This is a genomic window from Caulobacter sp. ALps2 (assembly GCF_058681635.1).
Genome location: NZ_CM178743.1, coordinates 2,699,895 through 2,719,677 on the forward strand (window position 1 = coordinate 2,699,895; position 19,783 = coordinate 2,719,677).

A 19,783-nucleotide genomic window follows, 5' to 3' on the forward strand; every position below is an offset into this window, starting at 1 on the left:
TGCCAATGTCTCCCCCGATACCTTATCCCCGTTCAGGTGTCGTCAGATCACCTGCGGACGAGTCTCAAATTGACAACGCTGTCTTGCGTTGTCATCCTTGTTTTAAGCTGGACGTCTAGATCCGGTTCGTCGTGGCCAGACCACGAATGGGGAGGTGACCAAGTCGGGAGAAGAGGCTGCAGGACCGCGGAAACCGCGAGGCCTCTACCCCAAATGGTAACGTTCCCATTCCTTACGGCTACTCGAACCGGGCCAGTGTGACAACGGCTTGACGAGCAGTGGTCTATCATGTGATCTGACAACAATGGTCACGGTAACATGACCGAATGGTAGCGCTACCTTGCTGCCAAATGACAAAAGGGGAGGTGGACTAATGGGAACGGCCAACAGGCCGTCCGCGCAGCGCGGACGCGATTCAATCACCAACAATCTGAAATACGGCGCCTCGGTCCTGGTGCTGGGCGCTCTGATGATCGGCGCGCCGGCCCTGGCGCAGGACAAGAAGGATGCTGACACGGTCGACGAAGTCGTCGTCACCAGCATCCGTCAGAGCCTGAAGAGCAGCCAGCAACTGAAGCAGTCGTCCGACATCATCGGCGACTCGATCACCGCCGAAGACATCGGCGCCCTGCCGGACCGCTCGGTCACCGAAGCGCTGTCGCGCGTCCCGGGCGTCTCCATCAACCGTTTCGCCGCTGGCGTCGACCCCGACCACTTCTCGGTCGAAGGCTCGGGCGTGGTCGTCCGCGGTCTGAACTTCGTGCGTTCGGAACTGAACGGCCGCGACACCTTCACGGCCAACAACGGCCGTATCCTCAGCTTCGCCGACGTTCCCTCGGAACTGATGGGCGGCGTGGACGTGTTCAAGAGCCCCTCGGCCGACCTGATCGAAGGCGGCATCTCGGGCACCGTCAACCTGCGCACCCGTCTGCCGTTCGACGCCAAGGGCGAGGTGCTGTCTCTGTCGGGTGAAGTCACCTACGGCGACATGATCAAGAAGTACCGCCCGTCGATCACCGGCCTGTACAGCAACCGCTGGGACACCAGCATCGGTGAAGTCGGCCTGCTGGTCTCCTACGTGAACTCGCGCCTGGCCAGCCGCAGCAACGCCATCCAGGTGTCGAACTTCGGCTGCCGCACGAACCTTGGCCAAGCCGTGTCGGATTGCGGCAATGGCACGAAGGGCCTCTGGTTCCCGCGCGGCGCCGCGTTCCGCTCGACCGACACCGACCGCAAGCGCGAAGGCCGCGCCTTCGCCGCCCAGTGGAAGAGCACCGACGGCACGATGGCCGCTTCGTTCCAGTACCTGCGGTCCAAGGCCGTCAGCGAGTGGACCGAGCACGCGATCGAAATCGCCACCGACAACGTCACCAGCAACGGTGACTCGCGTCCCGTGGCCGGCACGACGTTCACCTTCGATGACGAAGGCGTCTTCACCAGCGGCGTGATCACCGGCACCACCGGCTGGCGCGCCGACCAGAACGGCGCTGATCCGCGCACGCCGATCGACGGCCTGCAGTCGAACAACGTCCGTCGCGACGAGAAGCAGACGACGATCACGTCGGACTACGGCTTCAACTTCAAATGGACCCCGAACGAGCACTGGGGGATCCTGTTCGACGCCCAGCACGTCGACTCGACGGTCGACGCCATCAGCATGGGCATCTGGGGTTCGACCTTCCAGAACGCCTCGATCAAGCTGAACGGCAACAGCCTGCCGGAGATCAGCTTCCTGCCGCCCTCGAATGGCACGACGATCTCGAACTGCGCGCCGTTCAACAACACCTGCCCGTCGTACATGCGCGGCGCGCACGCGACCTTCAGCGACCCGTACAACAACTTCTGGCGCTCGGCGATGGACCACATCGAGCAGTCGGAAGGCACCGAAGACGCGGTCAAGCTGGACGTCGAATACAAGTTCAACGACGACACCTGGTTCGACTCGGTGAAGGCCGGCGTGCGCTGGTCGGAACGCGACCAGACCACCCGTTTCTCGGCCTACAACTGGGGCGTGGTCTCGGAAATCTGGGGCAGCGGCGGTCCGGTCTGGATGGACGATCCGATCAACGGCAACCCCACCACGGCCGGCGGTTTCAACAGCACCTCGCAGGTCGAGACCTACGCGTTCGACAACTTCCTGCGTGGCAAGATGGCCTCGCCGACGGCCGGCCAGCCGCGTCTGTTCTATACGAACAACACGGTCGACAATTACGCCGACCTCTCGAAGTTCCTGCTGTCGGTCGGCGACGAGTGGCGTGACCGCAACGCCATCGACGCCGCCAGCGGCCGGTCGTGCCCGCAGAACTGGGTGCCATTGGCGCAACGCTGCGGCGTCGTCGCCGGCACGCCGTTCCGTCCGGGTGAAATCAATCCGGTCAACGAGAAAACCCAGTCGGCCTATCTGATGACGCGCTTCAAGGGCGACGTCGGCGAGTACCGGGTCAGCGGCAACATCGGTCTGCGCTATACCAAGACCAATCGTCAGGCTTCCGGCTACCTGTCGTATCCGTTCGCCAACAGCCTCGCGACCGACACGGCTTGCTCCGACGCGTTGGCGGCGTGGCAGGCCCTGCCCAGCCCGAAGCCGGCCTTCGTGCCGTCGTCGTTCTGCGGTCTGTCGCCGCAAGTCCGCGCCGCCGCGCGGGCCTGGTCGAACGGCGCTCTGACGCCGTCCACGGTCAAGACCTCGTTCGAGTACTGGCTGCCCAGCCTGAACGTGAAGGTCGTGGCCCCGCACGGTCTGCAGTATCGCTTCGGCCTGTCGAAGACGATCACGCCGCCCGATATCGGCCTGACCCGCAACTACTTCGGCCTGGCTCTGAACACGAACGCCGACGGCATCGCCAACGGCCTGCCCTCGGGCAACGTGACGGTCGGCAACCCGTACCTGAAGCCCACCCAATCGAAGAACATCGACGCCTCGGTCGAGTGGTACTTCGCGCCGGTTGGCTCGCTGACGGTCGCGGCCTTCTGGAAAGAGCTGACGGACGTCAACTTCAACTCGACCGCCCGCGTGCCGTTCACCAACAACGGCGCCACGTTCGACGTGCTGGTGACGACGCCTGGCAACTCGACCAAGAAGTCGACGGTCAAGGGCTTCGAAGTCGGCTACCAGCAGTTCTACGACTTCCTGCCCAAGCCGTTCGACAAGCTGGGGATCAACGCCAACTACAGCTACATCGACAGCTCGGGCGTGCCGCAAAGCACGCTGTCGGCGACCGACCCCGACGTGGCCGCCGGCCGCATCACCACGGTCGACACCAGCAAGCTGCCGCTGCAGGGCCTGTCCAAGCACAACGCCAACTTCGCGGTGGTCTATGAGACCAGCAAGATCTCGGCGCGCCTGGCCTATAACTGGCGTTCGGACTTCCTGCTGACGGTCCGCGACGTGATCGTGCCTTATGCCCCGATCATGAACGAGGCGACCGGCCAGCTGGACGGCTCGATCTTCTACAACGTCACCCCGAAGATGAAGATCGGGATCCAGGGCGTGAACCTGACCAACGAGACGACCCGCACCACGCAGATCCTCAACAGCGATCTGCTGAAGACCGGTCGTTCGTGGTTCATGGCCGACCGCCGCTACACGCTGGTCATGCGCGCCAGCTTCTAGGGTTCGTGGACGCCGGCCCTGAGGGGCTCCCCCTTCGGGCCGGCGGATACGGATGGATGGGCTTTTCCGGCTTTCGATCCTCGTTTCGAAAACAGGCCGGACGAGCTTGGTTACTCCTGCCAACTGTCTTTGTTTTGGCGCGCATCGTTCCTCCAAGACGGTGCGCGCCTTTTTCTTGGGAGCCTGACGAATGAGCCTCTCTCGCCGAGACCTTCTCGCCATGGGCGCGGCCGGAACCGCCGCCGCCTTCGCCGGTTCGGCCTGGGCCGACGAGACCCCGCTGCGCGACCTGGCCAAGGCCAAGGGCGTTTGGTTCGGCAGCGCCGTGGGCGCGGGTCCCAAGGGTTCGATCACGAGTTCGTTCGAGGATCCCCAGTACCGCCAGATCCTGGCCCGCGAGTGCGGCGTGCTGGTGCCCGAGAACGAGCTGAAGTGGTACGTGATCCGGGCTCGCGGGCCCGAGGCCTTCGACTTCGAGCGCGCCGACCGCATCGCCGAGTTCGCCGAGCGGAACGGCCAGGCCCTGCGCGGCCACACCCTGCTGTGGCACCACCCGCAGTGGTTCCCCGACTGGACCAAGACCTACGACTTCGGGTCGCGTCCCGCCGAGGCCGCCGCCAAGATGGTCACCCAGCACATCCAGGCCCTGTGCGGCCGGTATCCGCGGATGATCTCGTGGGACGTGGTCAACGAGACCGTCGACCCCAAGGACGGCTCGATCCGCTCGACCTTCCTCTCCGACGCGATGGGCAAGGAAGCTGTGCTGGACCTGGCCTTCCACGTCGCCCGCCAGGCCGCGCCCAAGGCCCGCCTGGTCTACAATGACTATATGAGCCAGGAAGTTGGCAACGAGCAGCACCGACATGGTGTGCTCAAGCTGCTGGAAGGCTTCAAGAAACGCGGGACTCCCGTCGACGCCCTGGGCATCCAGAGCCATATCGGGGCCGAGAACGCCGACAGCTTCACCGGCTTCGGCAAGCCGCAGACCAAGGAATGGACGGCCTTCCTGAACGACGTCACCGGCATGGGCTACGACCTGCTGGTCACCGAGTTCGACGTCCACGACAAGGGCCTGCCCGCCGCGTTCGGCCCGCGCGACGCCGAGGTCGCGGCCTATGCCAAGGCGTTCCTGGACCAGATGCTCAGCTACAGGCAGACCAAGGAGGTCCTGGCCTGGGGCATGGTCGACAAATATTCGTGGCTGCAGAACCAGTGGCTGCGCGAAGACAAGAAGCCCAAGCGGCCGACGCTGTATGACGACGACTACAAGCCCAAGCCGTTGCGGGAAGCGGTGGCGGCGGCGTTCCGGGCGGCGCCGGCGCGGTAGGCTTCTAGATCAATTTAGAATCCCGTTTCCCCGGCGAAAGCCGGGGCCCAGATCATAGGGTTGTGAGTGTCCGGCTGGCCAAGGCTCGGGCTGAACCTGGATCCCGGCTTTCGCCGGGAAGACGGAGTAGGGGAGTGATGTTGATGATGCGCGCCGCGACGAGTGCTTTGGCTCTGGCTCTGCTTTCGGGAGCCGCGCCCACCGCGGTTTGGGCCGCCCCCAACACCGCCCAGTTCTCGAATTTCGTCTACAGCGGCTCCGACCCGTCGGACGCGGTCAAGGCCGCCCCCGACCAATACCGCAACCCGATCCTGCAAGGCTTCTATCCCGACCCGTCGGTGACCCGCGTCGGCAAGGACTATTACCTGGTCAACTCGACCTTCGCCTGGTTCCCGGGCCTGCCGGTGCACCACTCGACCGACCTCGTCCACTGGGAGCAGATCGGCAACGCGCTGGACCGTCCCGGCATGCTGGACTTCAAGCGGCTGGGCCTGTCGCGGGCGGTGTTCGCGCCGGCCATCACCCATCACGACGGCCTGTTCTACATCCTCAACACCTGCGTCGACTGCGGCGGCAACTTCCTGATCACCGCCAAGGATCCCAAGGGGCCGTGGTCGGATCCGGTGTGGCTGCCGGAGGTGGGCGGCATCGACGCCTCGCTGTTCTTCGACGATGATGGCCGCGCCTGGATCGTCAACAACGACAATCCGCCGGGACCGGCCGAATACCAGGGCCACCGGGCCATCTGGATCCAGGAGTATGACCCCAAGACCCAGAAGACGATCGGCCCGCGCTCGGTGCTGCTGGACAAGGGCGTGGATCCCTCGACCAAGCCGATCTGGCCCGAGGGGCCCCACATCCTGAAGAAGGACGGCTGGTACTATCTGGTCGCCGCCGAGGGGGGCACGGCCGAGGGGCACAGCCAGGTGGTGCTGCGGTCGAAGGCGGCGACCGGCCCATATGTTCCGTATAAGGACAATCCGATCCTGACCCAGCGCGGCCTGCCCAAGGACCGCCCGCTGCCGATCACCTCGGCCGGCCATGCCGACATCGTCGACGCGCCCGACGGCTCGTGGTGGGCGACCTTCCTGGCGGTGCGGCCCTATGGCGACGACACCTACAACACCGGCCGCGAGACCTTCCTGCTGCCGGTGGAATGGAAGGATGGCTGGCCGGTGATCCTGCCGAACGGCCAGACCATTCCGTATGTGAAGACCGCGCCCAAGCTGCCGGCGTTGAAGGTCCGGCCGACCTCGGGCCCGTTCCGCGTCGCCGAGACCTTCGCCGGGCCAGAGCTGCCCAAAGGCTGGATGACCATGCGCATCCCGACCTCGCGCTGGTGGTCGGTGAAGGGCGGGCTGTTGAACGTCGAGGCCCGCGCGGCCAGGATCGGCGACAACGACCAGCCGTCCGTCTGGGCGCGGCGCCAGCAGCACATGAACGCCACGGTCTCGACGACGGTGCGCTTCACGCCCAAGGCCGACGGCGACAAGGCCGGGCTGGTGGCGGTGCAGAACGACGACTTCTACTGGTTCGTGGGGCTGGTGCGGGACGGCGGCAAGACGCTGGTGCGGGTCGAGAAGCGGGCCGGGAAGGGCGATCCGGTCGACGGCGTCGTTGTGGCGGAAAAGCCGGTTTCCCTCGTTAATGGCCAAGGACTGAATTTGAAGATCGTCGCGCGCGGCGGGGCGCTGGACTTCGCCTACGGCACGACGCCGGGTCAGTGGGAGACCCTGAAGGCCGACGCCGACGGGACCACGCTCAGCACCAAGGTGGCGGGCGGATTCGTGGGGACCATGCTGGGCGTCTACGCGCATGGCGCGGGGCAGTAAGAACCCTTCCCCCTTGATGGGGGAAGGGCAGGGATGGGGGTGTCTACTGCGGCAGCCCATACTGCGGCTTTGGGGATGTTGAGGCGCCGTGGTCACCCCCATCCCCAACCCTTCCCCCATCAAGGGGGAAGGGGGCTATCGGTACTTATAGAGCTTCACCCGCTGCGCGCCGAACTCGGTCGGCGGCAGCCGCACATGCCGGCCCTGGTGGGTCTGGTCCCCATTCAGCCAGCGCCCATCGACCCACTGGCCGCCTTCGAAGCTGACCTCCCGCACGCTCTCCAGCCCGACGCTGGCGCCCTCGGTGGCGAAGGTGATCGTGATCCCCCGACCCGCCACCAGGAACTCGTCCGGCCCCGTCTGGATCACCAACCCGCCATGGCTGGCATAGTCCTGGGCGTCCTTCGGCGTCCACGGATCGACCACCGTCACCGTGAAGTCCCAAGCGCCGAAGCTGGCCTTGCGCGGCGTCAGATCCACGGTCCCGTCATAGGCCACCGGCGCGCGGAAGCCGCGCATGGTCTTGCCGCCGTCATGCGTCGTGATCAGCGGCGTCAGCTGGTCCAGCAGCTTGTAGGCCGCGCCCAGGGTCTTCACCCCTTCCGCCGGCAGGTGCTCGATCGAGAAGGGCGAGAAGCCGATCGCGTCGTGCTCGCCGATCGCCCAGAAAGCGTTGCCGGGGGCGGGCGTCTTGCCGGCCTGGTCGGCCTCGGGGATGAACAACGGCTGGTCGGCCCGGTCGTAGGGCGGCATCCACCTGGTGAAGTCGGCGAAGTAGATGTCGGGGCTCAGCATGTCCAGCGACGGCGCCGCCGCCCGCCACAGGTCGATCAGGTGCGGCAGCGGCCCGGCGCTGGGATAGCCGCCGGGTACGGCGCCCGGCCGGGGCAGGGCGGCGTTGACGTACATCGGCAGCGGATAGGCCTTCTTGCCCGCCGCCGTCACCGCCTCGACATAACGCCCGAAGGTCCAGGCCTGCCACAGCTCGTCGGTCGCCGCCGAGGCGCCGAACACTTCTTCCCAGGTTCCGGACTTCTTGGCGCCCGTCGCCTTCAGCACCGCCGCCGGCACGGGCTTCTTGAAGTCGTCCTCCGCCGCTTTGCTGTGGTCGCGGGCCTGAGGCAGCATGCCGATCTCGTTCTCGACCTGGACCATCAGGACGGTCCGCCCCTTCCCGGTGTTTATGTCGCCGTCGACCGCCTTCAGGTGGGCCATCATCGCGGCATAGGCCTTGGCGTCGGCGTCACGAGTGGCCGGGTACGAGGCGCTGAGGATCTCGACCGCCTTGCCCCCATCTGGTCCGGGGGCCGTACGGGCCAGCGGGAAGCGGACCGGATCACGCTTCACCCAGGCCGGCGTGTAGGTCGACATGCTGTTCTTCCACGCCCCGAACCACAGCAGGACGAGCCGCATGTCGTTCGCGCGGGCCTGCTGGATCATGCCGTCCAGCACCGTGAAGTCGAACTTGCCCTCGACCGGCTCCAGCTGTTCCCAGGTCACGGGCGCGAGCACCGTGTTCAGGTTCGCCGCCTTCAGCACCGCCCAGTGGCCGGACAGGTCCTTGAGGTCCGAGCTCGAGGAATTGCCCAGCTCTCCGCCCAGGATCAGGAACGGCTTGCCGCCGACCAGCAGCCGGTGCGCGCCGTCCTGGCGGGCGATGCGAGGCGGCTCTTCGGCGTGCGTGGGAACGGTGAGGCCCAGGGTCAGGGCGGCGCCCAAGATCGTAAGAATGTTTCGCATGGCAAAGGTCAGATGACGTCATGGCACTTGTAAGATCAATGCTCAAAGTGGTCGTGCTGGCGGGCTTTGTGACCGCTACCCTCGCCCCGTCTTTGGCGCTCGCCCAGTTCCCGCAACGCGACGTCGCCGCCGGCCAGGCCGAGCACGCGCGGATGCTGAAAAGCCTGGGCATCACCAAGCCCCCGCGCCCCGGCGTCGACGGCTACAACAAGGCCGCGCCCAACGCCGTGAACTACGACGAGGCCAAGGCCGGGCCGTTCAGCCTGCTGCCCGACCCGCTGACCTTCCCGGACGGCCGCCCGGTCCCCGACGCCGACGCCTGGTGGAAGATCCGCCGTCCCCAGCTGGTCGAACTGTTCGAGCGCGAGGAGCACGGGCGGATCCCGAGGAACGCCCCGAAGATCACCTGGACGGTCGTCAAGGAAACCAAGACGGTCCGGGCCGGCGTCTCCGTCGTCGAGAAGCGGCTCGCCGGGGTCGCCGACAACCGCCGCGCGCCGTCGATCAATGTCAGCCTCGACCTGTTGGTCGTGACGCCAGAGGGCAAGACCGGCGTCCCGCTGATCCTGGAGCTGGGCTTCCCCGACGGTCCGCCGTGGGCCCGCAACCGCCCGCCGCCGCCCGGTCCTGGCCCCTCTTACCAAGATTGGCGGGATCTGGTCCTGGCGCGCGGCTGGGGCTACGCCATCCTCGACCCGACCAGCGTCCAGGCCGACGATCCGGGCAAGCTGAGCCAAGGCATCATCGGCCTGGCCAACCGCGGCCAGCCGCGCAAGCCCGACGACTGGGGCGCCCTGCGCGCCTGGGGCTGGGGCGTCAGCCGGGCTATCGACTATTTCGAGACCGACCCGGCGATCGACGCCAAGCGGGTCGGTATCGAGGGCCTGTCGCGCTACGGCAAGGGCGCGCTGGTGGCCATGGCCTACGAGCCGCGCCTGGCGGTGGGCCTGATCGCCTCGTCCGGCGAGGGCGGCGCCAAGTTGCATCGCCGCAAGCGCGGCGAGCAGGTCGAGAACCTGGCCGCCGAGGGCGAGCATCACTGGATGGCCGGCAACTTCCTGAAATACGCCGGCCCGCTGACCGCCGACGACCTGCCGGTCGACGCCCACGAGCTGATCGCCCTGGTCGCGCCGCGTCCGCTGTTCATCAGCGTCGGCAACGACGAGGCCGACGCCTGGACGGATCCGCGCGGAATGTTCATGGCCACCGTGGCGGCGGGGCCGGTCTACCGCCTGTTGGGCAAGAAGGACCTGGGCGCGACGGCCTTCCCCAAGCCCCTGACCCTGATCGCCGACGGCGACCTGGCCTTCCGCCAGCACGAGGGCGGCCACACGCCGGGGCCGAACTGGCCGTTCTTCCTGGACTTCGCGGCTAGGTACCTGGAGGCGCCCAGATAACGGGCGCTTGAATTTATGTGCTCGCCTTGGGTGTGTCCGCGCTTTTATCTTGCCAGGGCTGTGTTAGCCTTTGCCGTGGGCGAGCTCGCGAGCATCAGTGCGGCGTAGCTGCAGGTCGCCATAAGTCCTTCGGGGGGAGGCGGCGATGCCAAAAATTGATTACGGAGCCATCTGGAGGTTCTCGCGCGTTTTCGCGACGTTCTTAGGCCATGCCCTTGGCGCTTTGGCGGTAACCTACGGCTTTCTTCTGGTCTTGGTGACCGCGGCGGCTCAGCAGCGCGTGATCACGCGACTGGAGGCGTTCAACAACACGCCCCCACCGACGCAGGTTGTACAGCCGGCTCGGGACGAGGGCGCCGATGAGAGCGAGATCGAGGAGGCGGATCCGGCGACGGAAGCCGCGAAATCCGAGGTCGCGCCGGCGCGGGAGCGGTTTGACTACAGTTCCGGACGTGTGCGCCTGGAGGCGGCGGTCGAGGCCGGAAAGAAGATTGATACAATAAAACAAAAATACGCGGATCAGCGACGCTACGTACGTGTTGCGAAGAAAGAATATGATGAGGCTCGGGATAAGTCGAAGGCTCTTTCAGCAAAACTTACGCCTCTGTTCGACAAGGCGCAGAAGGTTTGTAGTAAGGCTGGTACGAATTCCATCCTATTGATGATCAGCTCGGAAGCGCGTTGGCAGCGAGCAAAGCAGTGTGGTGATACAAATCCTGTATTGGCTGAAGAGGTCGTTCGGCAAACTGATAACTATTATACGTATCAGGAATCGCTTGTTACACAGAGGAAGGCTTCCTCTGGCCATCAAACGGCGGTTGAAACCTTGGAGGCGACGGGGCGGGATCTCTCGGAGTTGCAAAATGTTCTGAAGGCCGCCGAGCCGCTTGGGATGATCTTCAGCGATGTCACGGCGCTCAAGGATACCTTCCCGCTGAGCCCCTTCGTCGCCAAGATCCCGCCGGCGATCCTCCAAATCGTGATGGCCTTTGTCTCCGGCCTGTTCGGCGCCTTGCTGGTGACGCTGGTGCTGATCGTCTATCCGAACAACTCGATCTCGGCTTCGGCCGGAGGAAAGATCCTGTCACGGATCTTCCTGGGCGGGCTGATCTCGACCGGGGTCTATATCGTGCTCGGCGGCGGCACGGCCCTGCTGGGCGGCAACATCGCCTTCGACGAGAGCAAGGCCAACTTCATGACCTTCTGCGCCGTCGGCGTGCTGGCGGGCATGTTCTCTGACCGCGTGGCGCTGTGGCTGTCGAAACGGGCCGACACCTTCTTCGGCGAACGCGACAAGCTGACACCAGAGTCCTCGCCCGAGGCTGGCGGGACCACCACGACCGCCACGACCACCGAACCCCATACCTACGGGTGATCCATGGCCTTCACCGCGCTCTATCCGGTCACCGAGATTCACGCCCCGATTTCGAAGCGCCGGTCCGGCCGGCGGGTGACGCCCAGCGTCAAGTTCCTGGTCGCTCACGACAGCGGTAATCCGGGGGCCACCGCCGCCGGCCACGCCCAGTGGTACCGCAATGATCCCAACCCCAAGATCGTCAGCTCGGCCCACCTGTTCGTGGACGACAAGGGCATCATCGAGACGATCCCGGCCTTCGCCAATGCCGAGCAGGCCCTGCACGTCCTGTATTCCGTCCCGAACGACAACCGGATGTTCGGCTACGACGCCAACGATGCGGCGATCGGGGTCGAGTACTGCTATGGCGGCGGCATCGACGCCGACGCGGCCTATGCCCGTTATGTCTGGGTGCTGGCGGCGCTGTGCGACTATCACGGCCTGGACCCGGCGCGGCATGTCGTCGGCCACTCGGTGCTGGATCCGGCGCGCCGGCAGGATCCCCAGATGGGGCTTTCGGCCAGCAACCGCTCCTACACCCATTTGCTCAAGGACGTGGTGCGGGTGTTCCAGCAGAACAGCAGCGCGCCGGCGGCCGTCGGTTCTGGCGCGGTGAAGGTCGGCCCGATCACCACCTCGGTCTGGCTGCAGATCCGCCCGACGCCCGACCGCGGCCAGCCGCCGATCCGCAAGGTGGCGCCCAGGACCAGCCTGGTCTGTCAGGCCATCGTGACTGGCGAGGAGGTCGAAGGCGTCGACCAGTGGTGCCAGGTCGGGGCCGCCGAATTCTGCTGGAGCGGCGGCGTCACCTGAGGGCCGCGCAACCCCCAATCCTGGGGGTGTCCCCGTAACGGCGTTCCGTGAGAGTTGCGGCCGTGCTTGTCCTGCCCCAAGCTCCGGTCCCTGATGCGTACATCGTCACCCACTACCCTGTTGCTCGGCGTGGTCCTGCTGTGCGTGGCGACCGCCTTGGCCGGCGTGTGGATGGCGCTGAGTCCCGCCTGGCTGGGGGCAGAGTTCACGGCGCGGCCCGACGGGGCCGTGGTCATTACCCGCCTGGTCCCCGAAGGACCGCTGGCGCGGGCCGGGGCCAAGGTGGGAGATCGGTTGGCGGGCTTGGGGATACAAGCTGGCGCCGATCCGACGGCCCCGGCCTTGCGCGCGGCCGAGATCGGCGGCCTGGACACGCCCGCCACCCAGTCCGCCGCCAGCGCGCAGCACCGCCTGGAGGGCGCCTTCGCCCAGGCCCTGGAAGCCCGGCCGCTGGTCTTGCGCCTGGCGGGACCGGACGGCGTCCAGCGCGCCGTCGCCCTGGATGGCCGCGCCCGGCCGCTGACCAGCCTGAACCCCGAATTCTGGGCCAACCTGGCGTTCGGCCTGATCGCGGCCGTGATCGTCGGCTGGGTCTGGGCGCTGCGGCCGCGCGACCTGGCCACCCAGCTGTTTGGCCTGACGGGTCTGTCCATGCTGGCCTTCACCTTCGGCTGGGCGGTCAATTCCAGCGTCGAGCTGGTCAGCGCCGCCAGCCTGGACCGGGTCGCGGGCCTGTTGAACATGACGGGCGCGGTGGCCTTTGGCGGGGCGATGATCGCCTTCTTCCTGGCCTATCCGAAGCGGGTCACCAGGCTGCCGGTCATGCTGCTGGTTCCGCTGTGGGTGCTGGCCTGGGCGCTGACGCCGCTGCTGCCGGGCAACCCCTCGGTCGAGAGCACGGGCCAGGCGATCACCTCGATCGAGATGGCCCTGATCATCGTCGCCATCGCCGTCCAGGCCTTCGCCAGCCGCAAGGACCCGGCCGCCATGGCCGCCACCCGGTGGCTGGGCCTGTCGGTGATCGTCGGCGCGGGGGCCTTCATCGGCAATGTCGCCGTGCCCATCGCCTTCGGGATGAGCCCGTTCCTGGATCCCCGCTATTCGCTGGGTTTCTTCGTGATCATCTATGTCGGCATGGCCGTGGGCCTGCGCCGCCACAGGCTGTTCGAGCTGGACCAGTGGGCGTTCCGGATCCTGTTCTACCTCGGCGCCGGCGCGGCCATGCTGGCGCTGGACGGCCTGTTGATCACCGCCCTGGGCGCGGCCCCCAGCACGGCCCTGGGCGTCTCGCTGCTGGTCGTCGCCTTCGCCTACCTGCCGTTCCGCGACGTGCTGTGGCGGCGCACGATCGGCCGCCGGACCATGAAGGACCACGAGATGTTCGCCTTCGTGGCCCAGGTGGCCCTGATCCACGACGTCGAGGCGCGCATCTTCGCCTGGAAGGCCTTGCTGGGACGAGTCTATGAGCCCCTGGAAGTCACGGCGGGCTCGCCCTCGCGGGTCAAGGCCGAGATCCTGGAGGAGGGCGTCGCGCTGGGCCTGCCCGCCGCCGCGGGGGGCGGGGCGCTGACCCTGCGGTTTCCGTTCCGGGGCCGTGGCCTGTTCGGCACGGCTCAGGCCCAGCTGGCCGACCAGTTGGTGGGGCTCTTGAGCCAGATCGAGGAAGGCCGCGACGCCTATGCCCGCGGCGTGGTCGAGGAGCGGCTGCGCATCGCCCGCGACCTGCATGACGACGTCGGCGCGCGGCTGCTGTCGGGCCTGCACCGCCAGGACCTTAGCCAGACCCGCGAGGCGATGCGGGGCGCGATCGGGGATCTGCGGGCCATCGTCTCGGGCCTGTCGGGTCACGACCTGCCGCTGGAAGCGGTGCTGGCCGACCTGCGCCACGAGACCGCCGAGCGGCTGGAGGCGGCGGGCATCGCCCTGGACTGGCCGCCGGTCGAGCTGGCCGCCCCCGACGCCGCCGCGCCCTACCGGGTCTACAAGAATCTGACCTCGGCGGTGCGCGAGGTGGTGTCCAACGCCATCCGCCACGCCGGGGCGACGTCGGTGGCGGTCACGGTGCACGAGGACGGCGGGCGCCTGGAGCTGACGATCAGCGACGACGGCGTGGGCCTGCCACGCGAACCCGGCGGGCGCCGCGGCGGCCTGGCCAATCTTGAGCGCCGTCTCGGCGAGATCGGCGGCGTGGTGGATATTCCGGACACGACCAGGGGCACGGTGATCCGCCTGTCCGCGCCACTCGACGCGAGCGCCACCGCATGAACCCGCCCCAAACCGCCCCAGGCACCGCATTGGTCCTCGAAGACCAGGCCGAGACCCGCGAGCACCTGCTGGCGGCCCTTTCGGAGGCCTTCCCCGGCGTGGTGGCGCGCGGGGCGGCGGACCTGGCCGAGGCGCGGTCGTTCCTGTGCGATGGCGCGCCGGACCTGGCCCTGGTCGACCTGGCCCTGCCGGACGGGCGCGGCGTCGACTTCCTGCGCGATCTGAACGAGCGCTCGGGCGGGGCGACGCGGTCGGTGGTGGTGACCATCTATGCCGACGACCACCACCTGTTCGACGCCATCGCGGCGGGGGCGGGCGGTTACCTGCTCAAGGACATGGGCCGCGATGAGCTGGTGCGTTATCTGCGGCGGCTGGAGGCGGGCGAGACCCCGCTGTCGCCCGCCGTGGCGCGGCGGATGCTGGACTACTTCCGCGCCAGGCCGGTGCTGGTCGAGACCATCGAGCCCGAGGCCGCCCTGACCCCACGCGAGACCGAGGTGCTGCGGCTTATTGGCCGGGGCCTGCGCTCGGGCGAGGCGGCCAAGGTCATGGGGGTCACCGAGCTGACCGTGGCGGGGTACGTGAAGGCGATCTACCGCAAGCTCAATATCTGCTCGCGGGCGGAGGCGGCGCTGGAGGCGGCCAAGCGGGGGCTGGTGTGAGCGAAATTTCGCCGCGAAGTTCAGCTCAAGGACGGCTACGGTGCGCCTCACCGTTTTCTTGAGTCACGAGACCCCATGCGCCTTCTCGCCACCCTGGCCGCCACGGCCGCTCTCGCCGCCGCCGGCGCGGCTCACGCCCAGGTCACGCCGACCGCGCCGCCGCAGCTGAACGCCGCGCCCTCGCCGGGCGCGATCGCCGGCAAGGCCTTCCTGGAGAAGAACGCCAAGGCGCCGGGCGTCGTCGTCCTGCCGTCGGGCCTGCAGTACAAGGTCACCACCAGCGGCCCCAAGACCGGCCCGTCGCCGAAGTTGGGCGACATCATCAAGGTCCACTACGAGGGCAAGCTGCTGGACGGCACGGTCTTCGATAGCAGCTTCGCGCGCGGCAAGGCGGCGATCATGCCGGCCGACGGCCTGATCGAGGGCTGGCTGCAGGCGCTGCCGCTGATGAAGGTCGGCGACGAGTGGACGCTGTATGTGCCGTCGGAGCTGGCCTACGGCGGCCGCGACATGGGTGAGATCCCGCCCGATAGCGTGCTGGTGTTCCGGCTGCAGCTGATCGGGATGCTGGCGGTCGATTAAGGGGCGGCGCAGAATCTGCTCCCCCTCTGGGGGAGCTGTCGCGGAGCGACTGAGGGGGCAGCTGGGCCTAAGCCGCGCTGCCCCCTCCGGCCCTCTGGGCCACCTCCCCCAAAGGGGGAGGAGAGTTCTACTTCCGCCGGCTCTTCATCAACGGCTGGATCTTCTCCCCGAAGTCCTCGACCCCCTTCACGAAGTCGTCGAACGTCAAGAGCACCCCCGCCGTCCCCGGCACCGCGGCGATCTCGTCCATCATCCGGGCGATGCTCTCATAGCTCCCCACCAAGGTCCCCATGTTCAGGTTCACCGCTGATTCCGGCGCGGCCAGCTGGGTCGTATTGGTCGTCGCCCCCGCCTTGGCGTTGGGGGCCGCCTGGTTGGTCAGCCAGGCCAGCGCCTCCTGGTCAGCGCCCTCGCGGTAGGATTGCCACTTGGCCATGGCCTTCTCGTCGGTCTCGTCGGCGATGATCATGAACAGGATGAACGACTGGACGTCGCGGCCGGTCTTCTCGGCCGCCTCTTCCAGCCGCTTGTTGACGCTGGCGAAGGCCGTCGGGGTGTTGGTCCCCTTGCCCAGGGCGAAGCTGTAGTCCGCGTATCGCGCCGTGAAGGCCAGGCCCTCGTCGGACGAGCCGGCGCAGATCAGCTTGGTCTCCTTCGGGCGCGGACTGACCCGGCAGTCGTCCATGGTGAAGTACTTGCCCTTGAAGTCCGAGACGCCGGTCTCCAGCAGGTCCTTCAGCACGGTCGTGTATTCGGCCAGGTAGTTGTAGCGGTCGGTATAGTGCTCCTCGCCCGGCCATAGACCCATCTGGCTGTACTCGGCCTTCTGCCAGCCGGTGACCAGGTTGATGCCGAAGCGGCCCGGGGCGATCGAGTCGATGGTCGAGGCCATGCGGGCCACGATGGCCGGCGGGATGGTCAGGGTGGCGACGGTGGCGAAGATCTTGATCTTGCTGGTCACGGCCGCCAGGCCCGACATCAGGGTGAAGCTCTCGAGATTGTGCTCCCAGAACTGCGTTTTCCCCCCGAACCCGCGCAGCTTGATCATCGAGAGCGCGAAGTCGAAGCCGTACTTCTCGGCCTTCTGGGTGATCTCTTTGTTCAGCTCGAAGCTGGGCATGTACTGCGGAGAGTTCTCCGAGATCAGCCAGCCGTTGTTGCCGATGGGGATGAAGACGCCGACCTGCATTGGTGTTGGTCCTTTGAAAATGGAATCCGCTCCCCTTCCGGGGGAGCTGTCGCGGAGCGACTGAGGGGGCCAATGCGGCCTAGGCCGAGCTGCCCCCTCCGGCCCTCTGGGCCACCTCCCCCAGCGGGGGAGGAGAAATCAGACGCCCTCCAAGAACTTCACCAGGCCTTCGTTGAAGGTCTCGGGATCGGTGACGGTGAAGCCATGGCCGCCCCAGGCGAACTGCTGGAACTCGGCGTTGGGCAGCCGCCCGGCCAGACGCCGCGAGCAGAGCGGCGGCACCAGCATGTCGTCGGCGCTGGCGCTGATCAGCACGCGGTGGGTGATCTCGTCCAACCGTGCGTCGATGTCGAAGGCCAGCAGGGCGTTGATCCGCGCCAGCATCACCTCGCGCGGCGGGAAGCCGGCCACGTGGTGGGCCTCCTCGGCCTGCAGGCGGGTGTGGTTCCGCGAGATCCAGTCGGCCGGATAGAGGAAGATCGGCTGGGCGTGGACATAGGCCCGCGGGCCCGTGTCGTTCAGCAGATGGATGCGGGTGTCGAAGCAGCGGCGGATGTGCGGATCGGGCCGCGACCAGCCGTTGACGACGACCAGCTTGCCGAGGCGGTCGGGGTGGGAGAGGGCCAGGGCCAGGCCGGCGTTGCCCCCGGCCGCGTGGCCGACGACGTGGGCCTTCGCCAGGCCCAGCGCGTCCATGACCTTGACCATGTCGTCGGCCATGTCTTGGACGCTGTAGGGCGAAGGCAGCTCCCGCGTGCTTCGTCCCGTGCCCCGATGGTCGTACAGCACCACCGGCCAGCGCTCGGTCAGCGCCGCCATCTGCGGCGCCCAAAACGCCCCCGAACCCCCCAGGCCCGATGACAGCAGCACGACCTCGCGGCCGGCGACGGGACCGCCGTGCAGCTCGTAGAACAGGCCGTCGACGACGCCCGAGGTCATTACTTCTTCCCGATATGCGCCACGGAGGCGATCTCGACCACGAAGCCGGGCTTCACCAGGCCGCACTGGATGCAGTAGCGGGCCGGTTTGTCGCCGGGGAAGTACTCCGCATAGACCTTGTTCATCGGCGCGTAGTGCGACCAGTCGGTCAGGAAGATGTGGTTCATGGTCACGTCTTCCATGGTCCCGCCGGCGGTCTCGATCACCGACTTGATGGTCTCCAGCACCTGGCGGGTCTGGGCCTCGGCGTCGTCGGGGAAGGCGACATTGTTGTCCTTGTCGAAGGCCAGGGTGCCTGAGACGTAGACGATCCCGTCGGCCAGCGTGCCGGGCGAGAACGGGGCGATGGGCGTGCCCGTGCCGGGCGGGGTGATGACGGTCTTGGGCATCTACTTTTCTCCCTGAGTTCGCGGCGCCAGCTGCCCGAACGCCCCCTTGAAATCCGCCGTCGTCGAGACCCAGCCGAAGAAGGTCTCGATGTTGAACAGGGCCGCCTTCTGGACGTAGTCGGGACCCGCCTGGTGGGTGGCGTCCTCCAGCACGGTCCCGAAATATTCGAGGAAGAAGCCGTCCCTCAGCGTCGACTCCACGCAGACATTGGTGGCGATGCCGACGAACACCAGATGGCGGATCCCGCGCGCCCGCAGCACGCTGTCCAGCTGGCTGTTGAAGAAGCCGGAATAGCGGGTTTTGTGTAGCTGGATGTCGCCCGGCTCGGGCTTGAGGTCGTCGACCAGCTCGTAGTCCCATTGGCCGCGCGCCAACAGCTTGCCTTGCAGTTCGGGCTTGGCGCGCATGGTCTTCAGGGCGTTGGACTTCCACCAGTTGGGCGAACCGGGACCGCCGGCCTCGACATACTGGTCGTCCCAGCCGTTCTGGAAATAGATCACCTGCATGCCAGCCGCGCGGGCCACGGGCAGCACGGTCTTGATCTCCTGGATAACCTTCTCGGCCCCCGAGATGTCGAAGCCGGCCAGGTCCAGATAGCCGCCCTTGGAGGCGTAGGCGTTCTGCATGTCGATGACGATCACGGCGGTGGTCTTCGGGTCCACCGGGATCGGCTCGGGCCGCGCGGGCAGCATCACGGCGTCCGGGGAGAGCGGGGTGATCCGAGAGCTCATCGACGCGGCTCCTTGTGAATTCCAGGGGGCATGGAATACCATCCGGAAGAACGTTGCAATCCGAACCATTCGGTCCATGTTTGACCAAATGGTCCAAGTTCGAGATGTGATGACCGGCCCTGGAGCGAAGATCGTCAAGCCGCCGCGCCGGGCCGCGCCGAAACCGGCGTCCGGCGCCCGTGTGCTGGTCAGGGCCGCTCAAACGGTAGGCGACGACAGGCCTGTGGATAACTTCCCGAAAGGCCGCCGGGCGCAAGCGGGTGAAGCCCGCAAGGCCGCGATCCTGAAAGCCGCCCTGGCCGTGTTCGCGCGCCAGGGCCTGGACGGGGCCAGCGTCGAGGCCATCGCCCAGGCGGCGGGGATCTCGAAGGCCAATCTGCTCTATTACCACCCGTCCAAGGAGGCCCTGTACGTGGCGGTGCTGGAGCAGGGACTGTCGCTGTGGCTGGCGCCGCTGGCCCGCTTCACCGAGGCCGACGACCCCGCCGACGCCATCGCCGCCCTGATCGGCGCCAAGCTGGTGCTCAGCCGCGACCACCCCGAGGTCTCGCGCCTGTTCGCCCTGGAAATGCTGCGCGGCGCGCCGCTGCTCAAGCCCGTGCTGGCCGGCCCGCTGAAGGCGGTGTTCGACGCCAAGGTCGCGGTGATTCAGGCCTGGATCGACGCCGGCAAGCTGGGACGGGTCGATCCGTCGCACCTGATCTTCTCGATCTGGGCCCTGACCCAGCACTATGCCGATTTCGCCGTCCAGGTGCGGGCCCTGGCCGGTAAGTCCTTGGCGGACAAAAGTTTCATGGACGAGACTCGCGCGGCCCTGACCGCCCTGGTGCTGGACGGGGTAAGACCTCGTTAGCCGTGAGCCGCGGCTACAGGTCGCCTTCCGCCGCGCCGTTCGCGCCGTCATCTTGCCATGGCTATGGCGTGGCTTTCCCCTCCCTCCACCGACACG

At 67.1% G+C, this 19,783-nt stretch carries 13 protein-coding genes and 2 pseudogenes; 10 read left to right on the plus strand and 5 right to left on the minus strand.

The window, feature by feature from the left end:
* The first annotated feature begins 373 nt into the window (after nt 1-373).
* From ACW173_RS12865 to ACW173_RS12875, 3 genes and pseudogenes are all read left to right on the plus strand, one after another.
* Nucleotides 374-3,613: a TonB-dependent receptor gene (locus ACW173_RS12865; protein ID WP_492080406.1), complete on the plus strand. Its 3,240-nt coding sequence runs from the start codon at nt 374-376 to the stop codon at nt 3,611-3,613.
* Between the two features lie 129 nt (nt 3,614-3,742).
* A pseudogene (locus tag ACW173_RS12870) lies at nt 3,743-4,940 on the plus strand (glycoside hydrolase family 10 protein).
* A gap of 143 nt (nt 4,941-5,083) precedes the next feature.
* Nucleotides 5,084-6,772: a glycoside hydrolase family 43 protein gene (locus ACW173_RS12875; protein WP_492085989.1), complete on the plus strand. Its 1,689-nt coding sequence runs from the start codon at nt 5,084-5,086 to the stop codon at nt 6,770-6,772.
* A 135-nt stretch (nt 6,773-6,907) separates the two neighbouring features.
* Here the strand turns inward: ACW173_RS12875 and ACW173_RS12880 are convergent.
* A pseudogene (locus ACW173_RS12880) lies at nt 6,908-8,534 on the minus strand (GH35 family beta-galactosidase).
* A gap of 46 nt (nt 8,535-8,580) precedes the next feature.
* Between ACW173_RS12880 and ACW173_RS12885 the strand changes: the two are divergent.
* The 6 genes from ACW173_RS12885 (at nt 8,581) to ACW173_RS12910 (ending at nt 15,585) form a co-directional block, all read left to right on the plus strand.
* Nucleotides 8,581-9,909, plus strand: a complete 1,329-nt coding sequence (locus tag ACW173_RS12885) for an alpha/beta hydrolase family protein (RefSeq protein ID WP_492080407.1) — start codon at nt 8,581-8,583, stop codon at nt 9,907-9,909.
* Between the two features lie 145 nt (nt 9,910-10,054).
* Nucleotides 10,055-11,284 (plus strand): hypothetical protein, encoded by a 1,230-nt coding sequence (locus ACW173_RS12890; RefSeq protein WP_492080408.1) that lies wholly within the window; start codon nt 10,055-10,057, stop codon nt 11,282-11,284.
* A gap of 3 nt (nt 11,285-11,287) precedes the next feature.
* On the plus strand, nt 11,288-12,076 hold the full coding sequence (locus tag ACW173_RS12895; protein ID WP_492080409.1) for a peptidoglycan recognition protein family protein: 789 nt from the start codon (nt 11,288-11,290) through the stop codon (nt 12,074-12,076).
* Between the two features lie 93 nt (nt 12,077-12,169).
* On the plus strand, nt 12,170-14,341 hold the full coding sequence (locus ACW173_RS12900) for a sensor histidine kinase (protein ID WP_492080410.1): 2,172 nt from the start codon (nt 12,170-12,172) through the stop codon (nt 14,339-14,341).
* Nucleotides 14,338-15,003, plus strand: coding sequence for a response regulator (locus ACW173_RS12905; RefSeq protein WP_492080411.1), 666 nt, complete (start codon nt 14,338-14,340; stop codon nt 15,001-15,003). Before ACW173_RS12900 ends, ACW173_RS12905 begins: the two co-directional genes overlap by 4 nt.
* 75 nt (nt 15,004-15,078) lie before the next feature.
* On the plus strand, nt 15,079-15,585 hold the full coding sequence (locus ACW173_RS12910; RefSeq protein ID WP_492080412.1) for an FKBP-type peptidyl-prolyl cis-trans isomerase: 507 nt from the start codon (nt 15,079-15,081) through the stop codon (nt 15,583-15,585).
* 127 nt (nt 15,586-15,712) lie between these two features.
* Here the strand turns inward: ACW173_RS12910 and rutA are convergent, their stop codons facing one another.
* The 4 genes from rutA to rutB all read right to left on the minus strand — a co-directional run bounded on the left by rutA (nt 15,713) and on the right by rutB (nt 18,834).
* Entirely contained in the window at nt 15,713-16,774 is a 1,062-nt protein-coding gene (rutA, locus tag ACW173_RS12915; protein ID WP_492080413.1) for a pyrimidine utilization protein A, read from the minus strand.
* A gap of 138 nt (nt 16,775-16,912) precedes the next feature.
* Nucleotides 16,913-17,713 carry a pyrimidine utilization protein D gene (gene rutD / locus ACW173_RS12920; protein WP_492080414.1) on the minus strand — a complete coding sequence of 267 codons (801 nt, stop codon included), beginning with the start codon at nt 17,711-17,713 and terminating at the stop codon, nt 16,913-16,915.
* Complete coding sequence (gene rutC, locus ACW173_RS12925; protein WP_492080415.1) at nt 17,713-18,102, minus strand: pyrimidine utilization protein C; 390 nt, start codon at nt 18,100-18,102, stop codon at nt 17,713-17,715. Before rutC ends, rutD begins: the two co-directional genes overlap by 1 nt.
* A complete protein-coding gene (rutB, locus tag ACW173_RS12930) occupies nt 18,103-18,834 on the minus strand; it encodes a pyrimidine utilization protein B (protein ID WP_492080416.1) in 732 nt (243 codons plus the stop codon).
* 109 nt (nt 18,835-18,943) lie between these two features.
* Here rutB and rutR point away from each other — a divergent pair, with 109 nt between their 5' ends.
* Entirely contained in the window at nt 18,944-19,687 is a 744-nt protein-coding gene (gene rutR, locus ACW173_RS12935; protein ID WP_492080417.1) for an HTH-type transcriptional regulator RutR, read from the plus strand.
* Nucleotides 19,688-19,783: the final 96 nt, after the last annotated feature.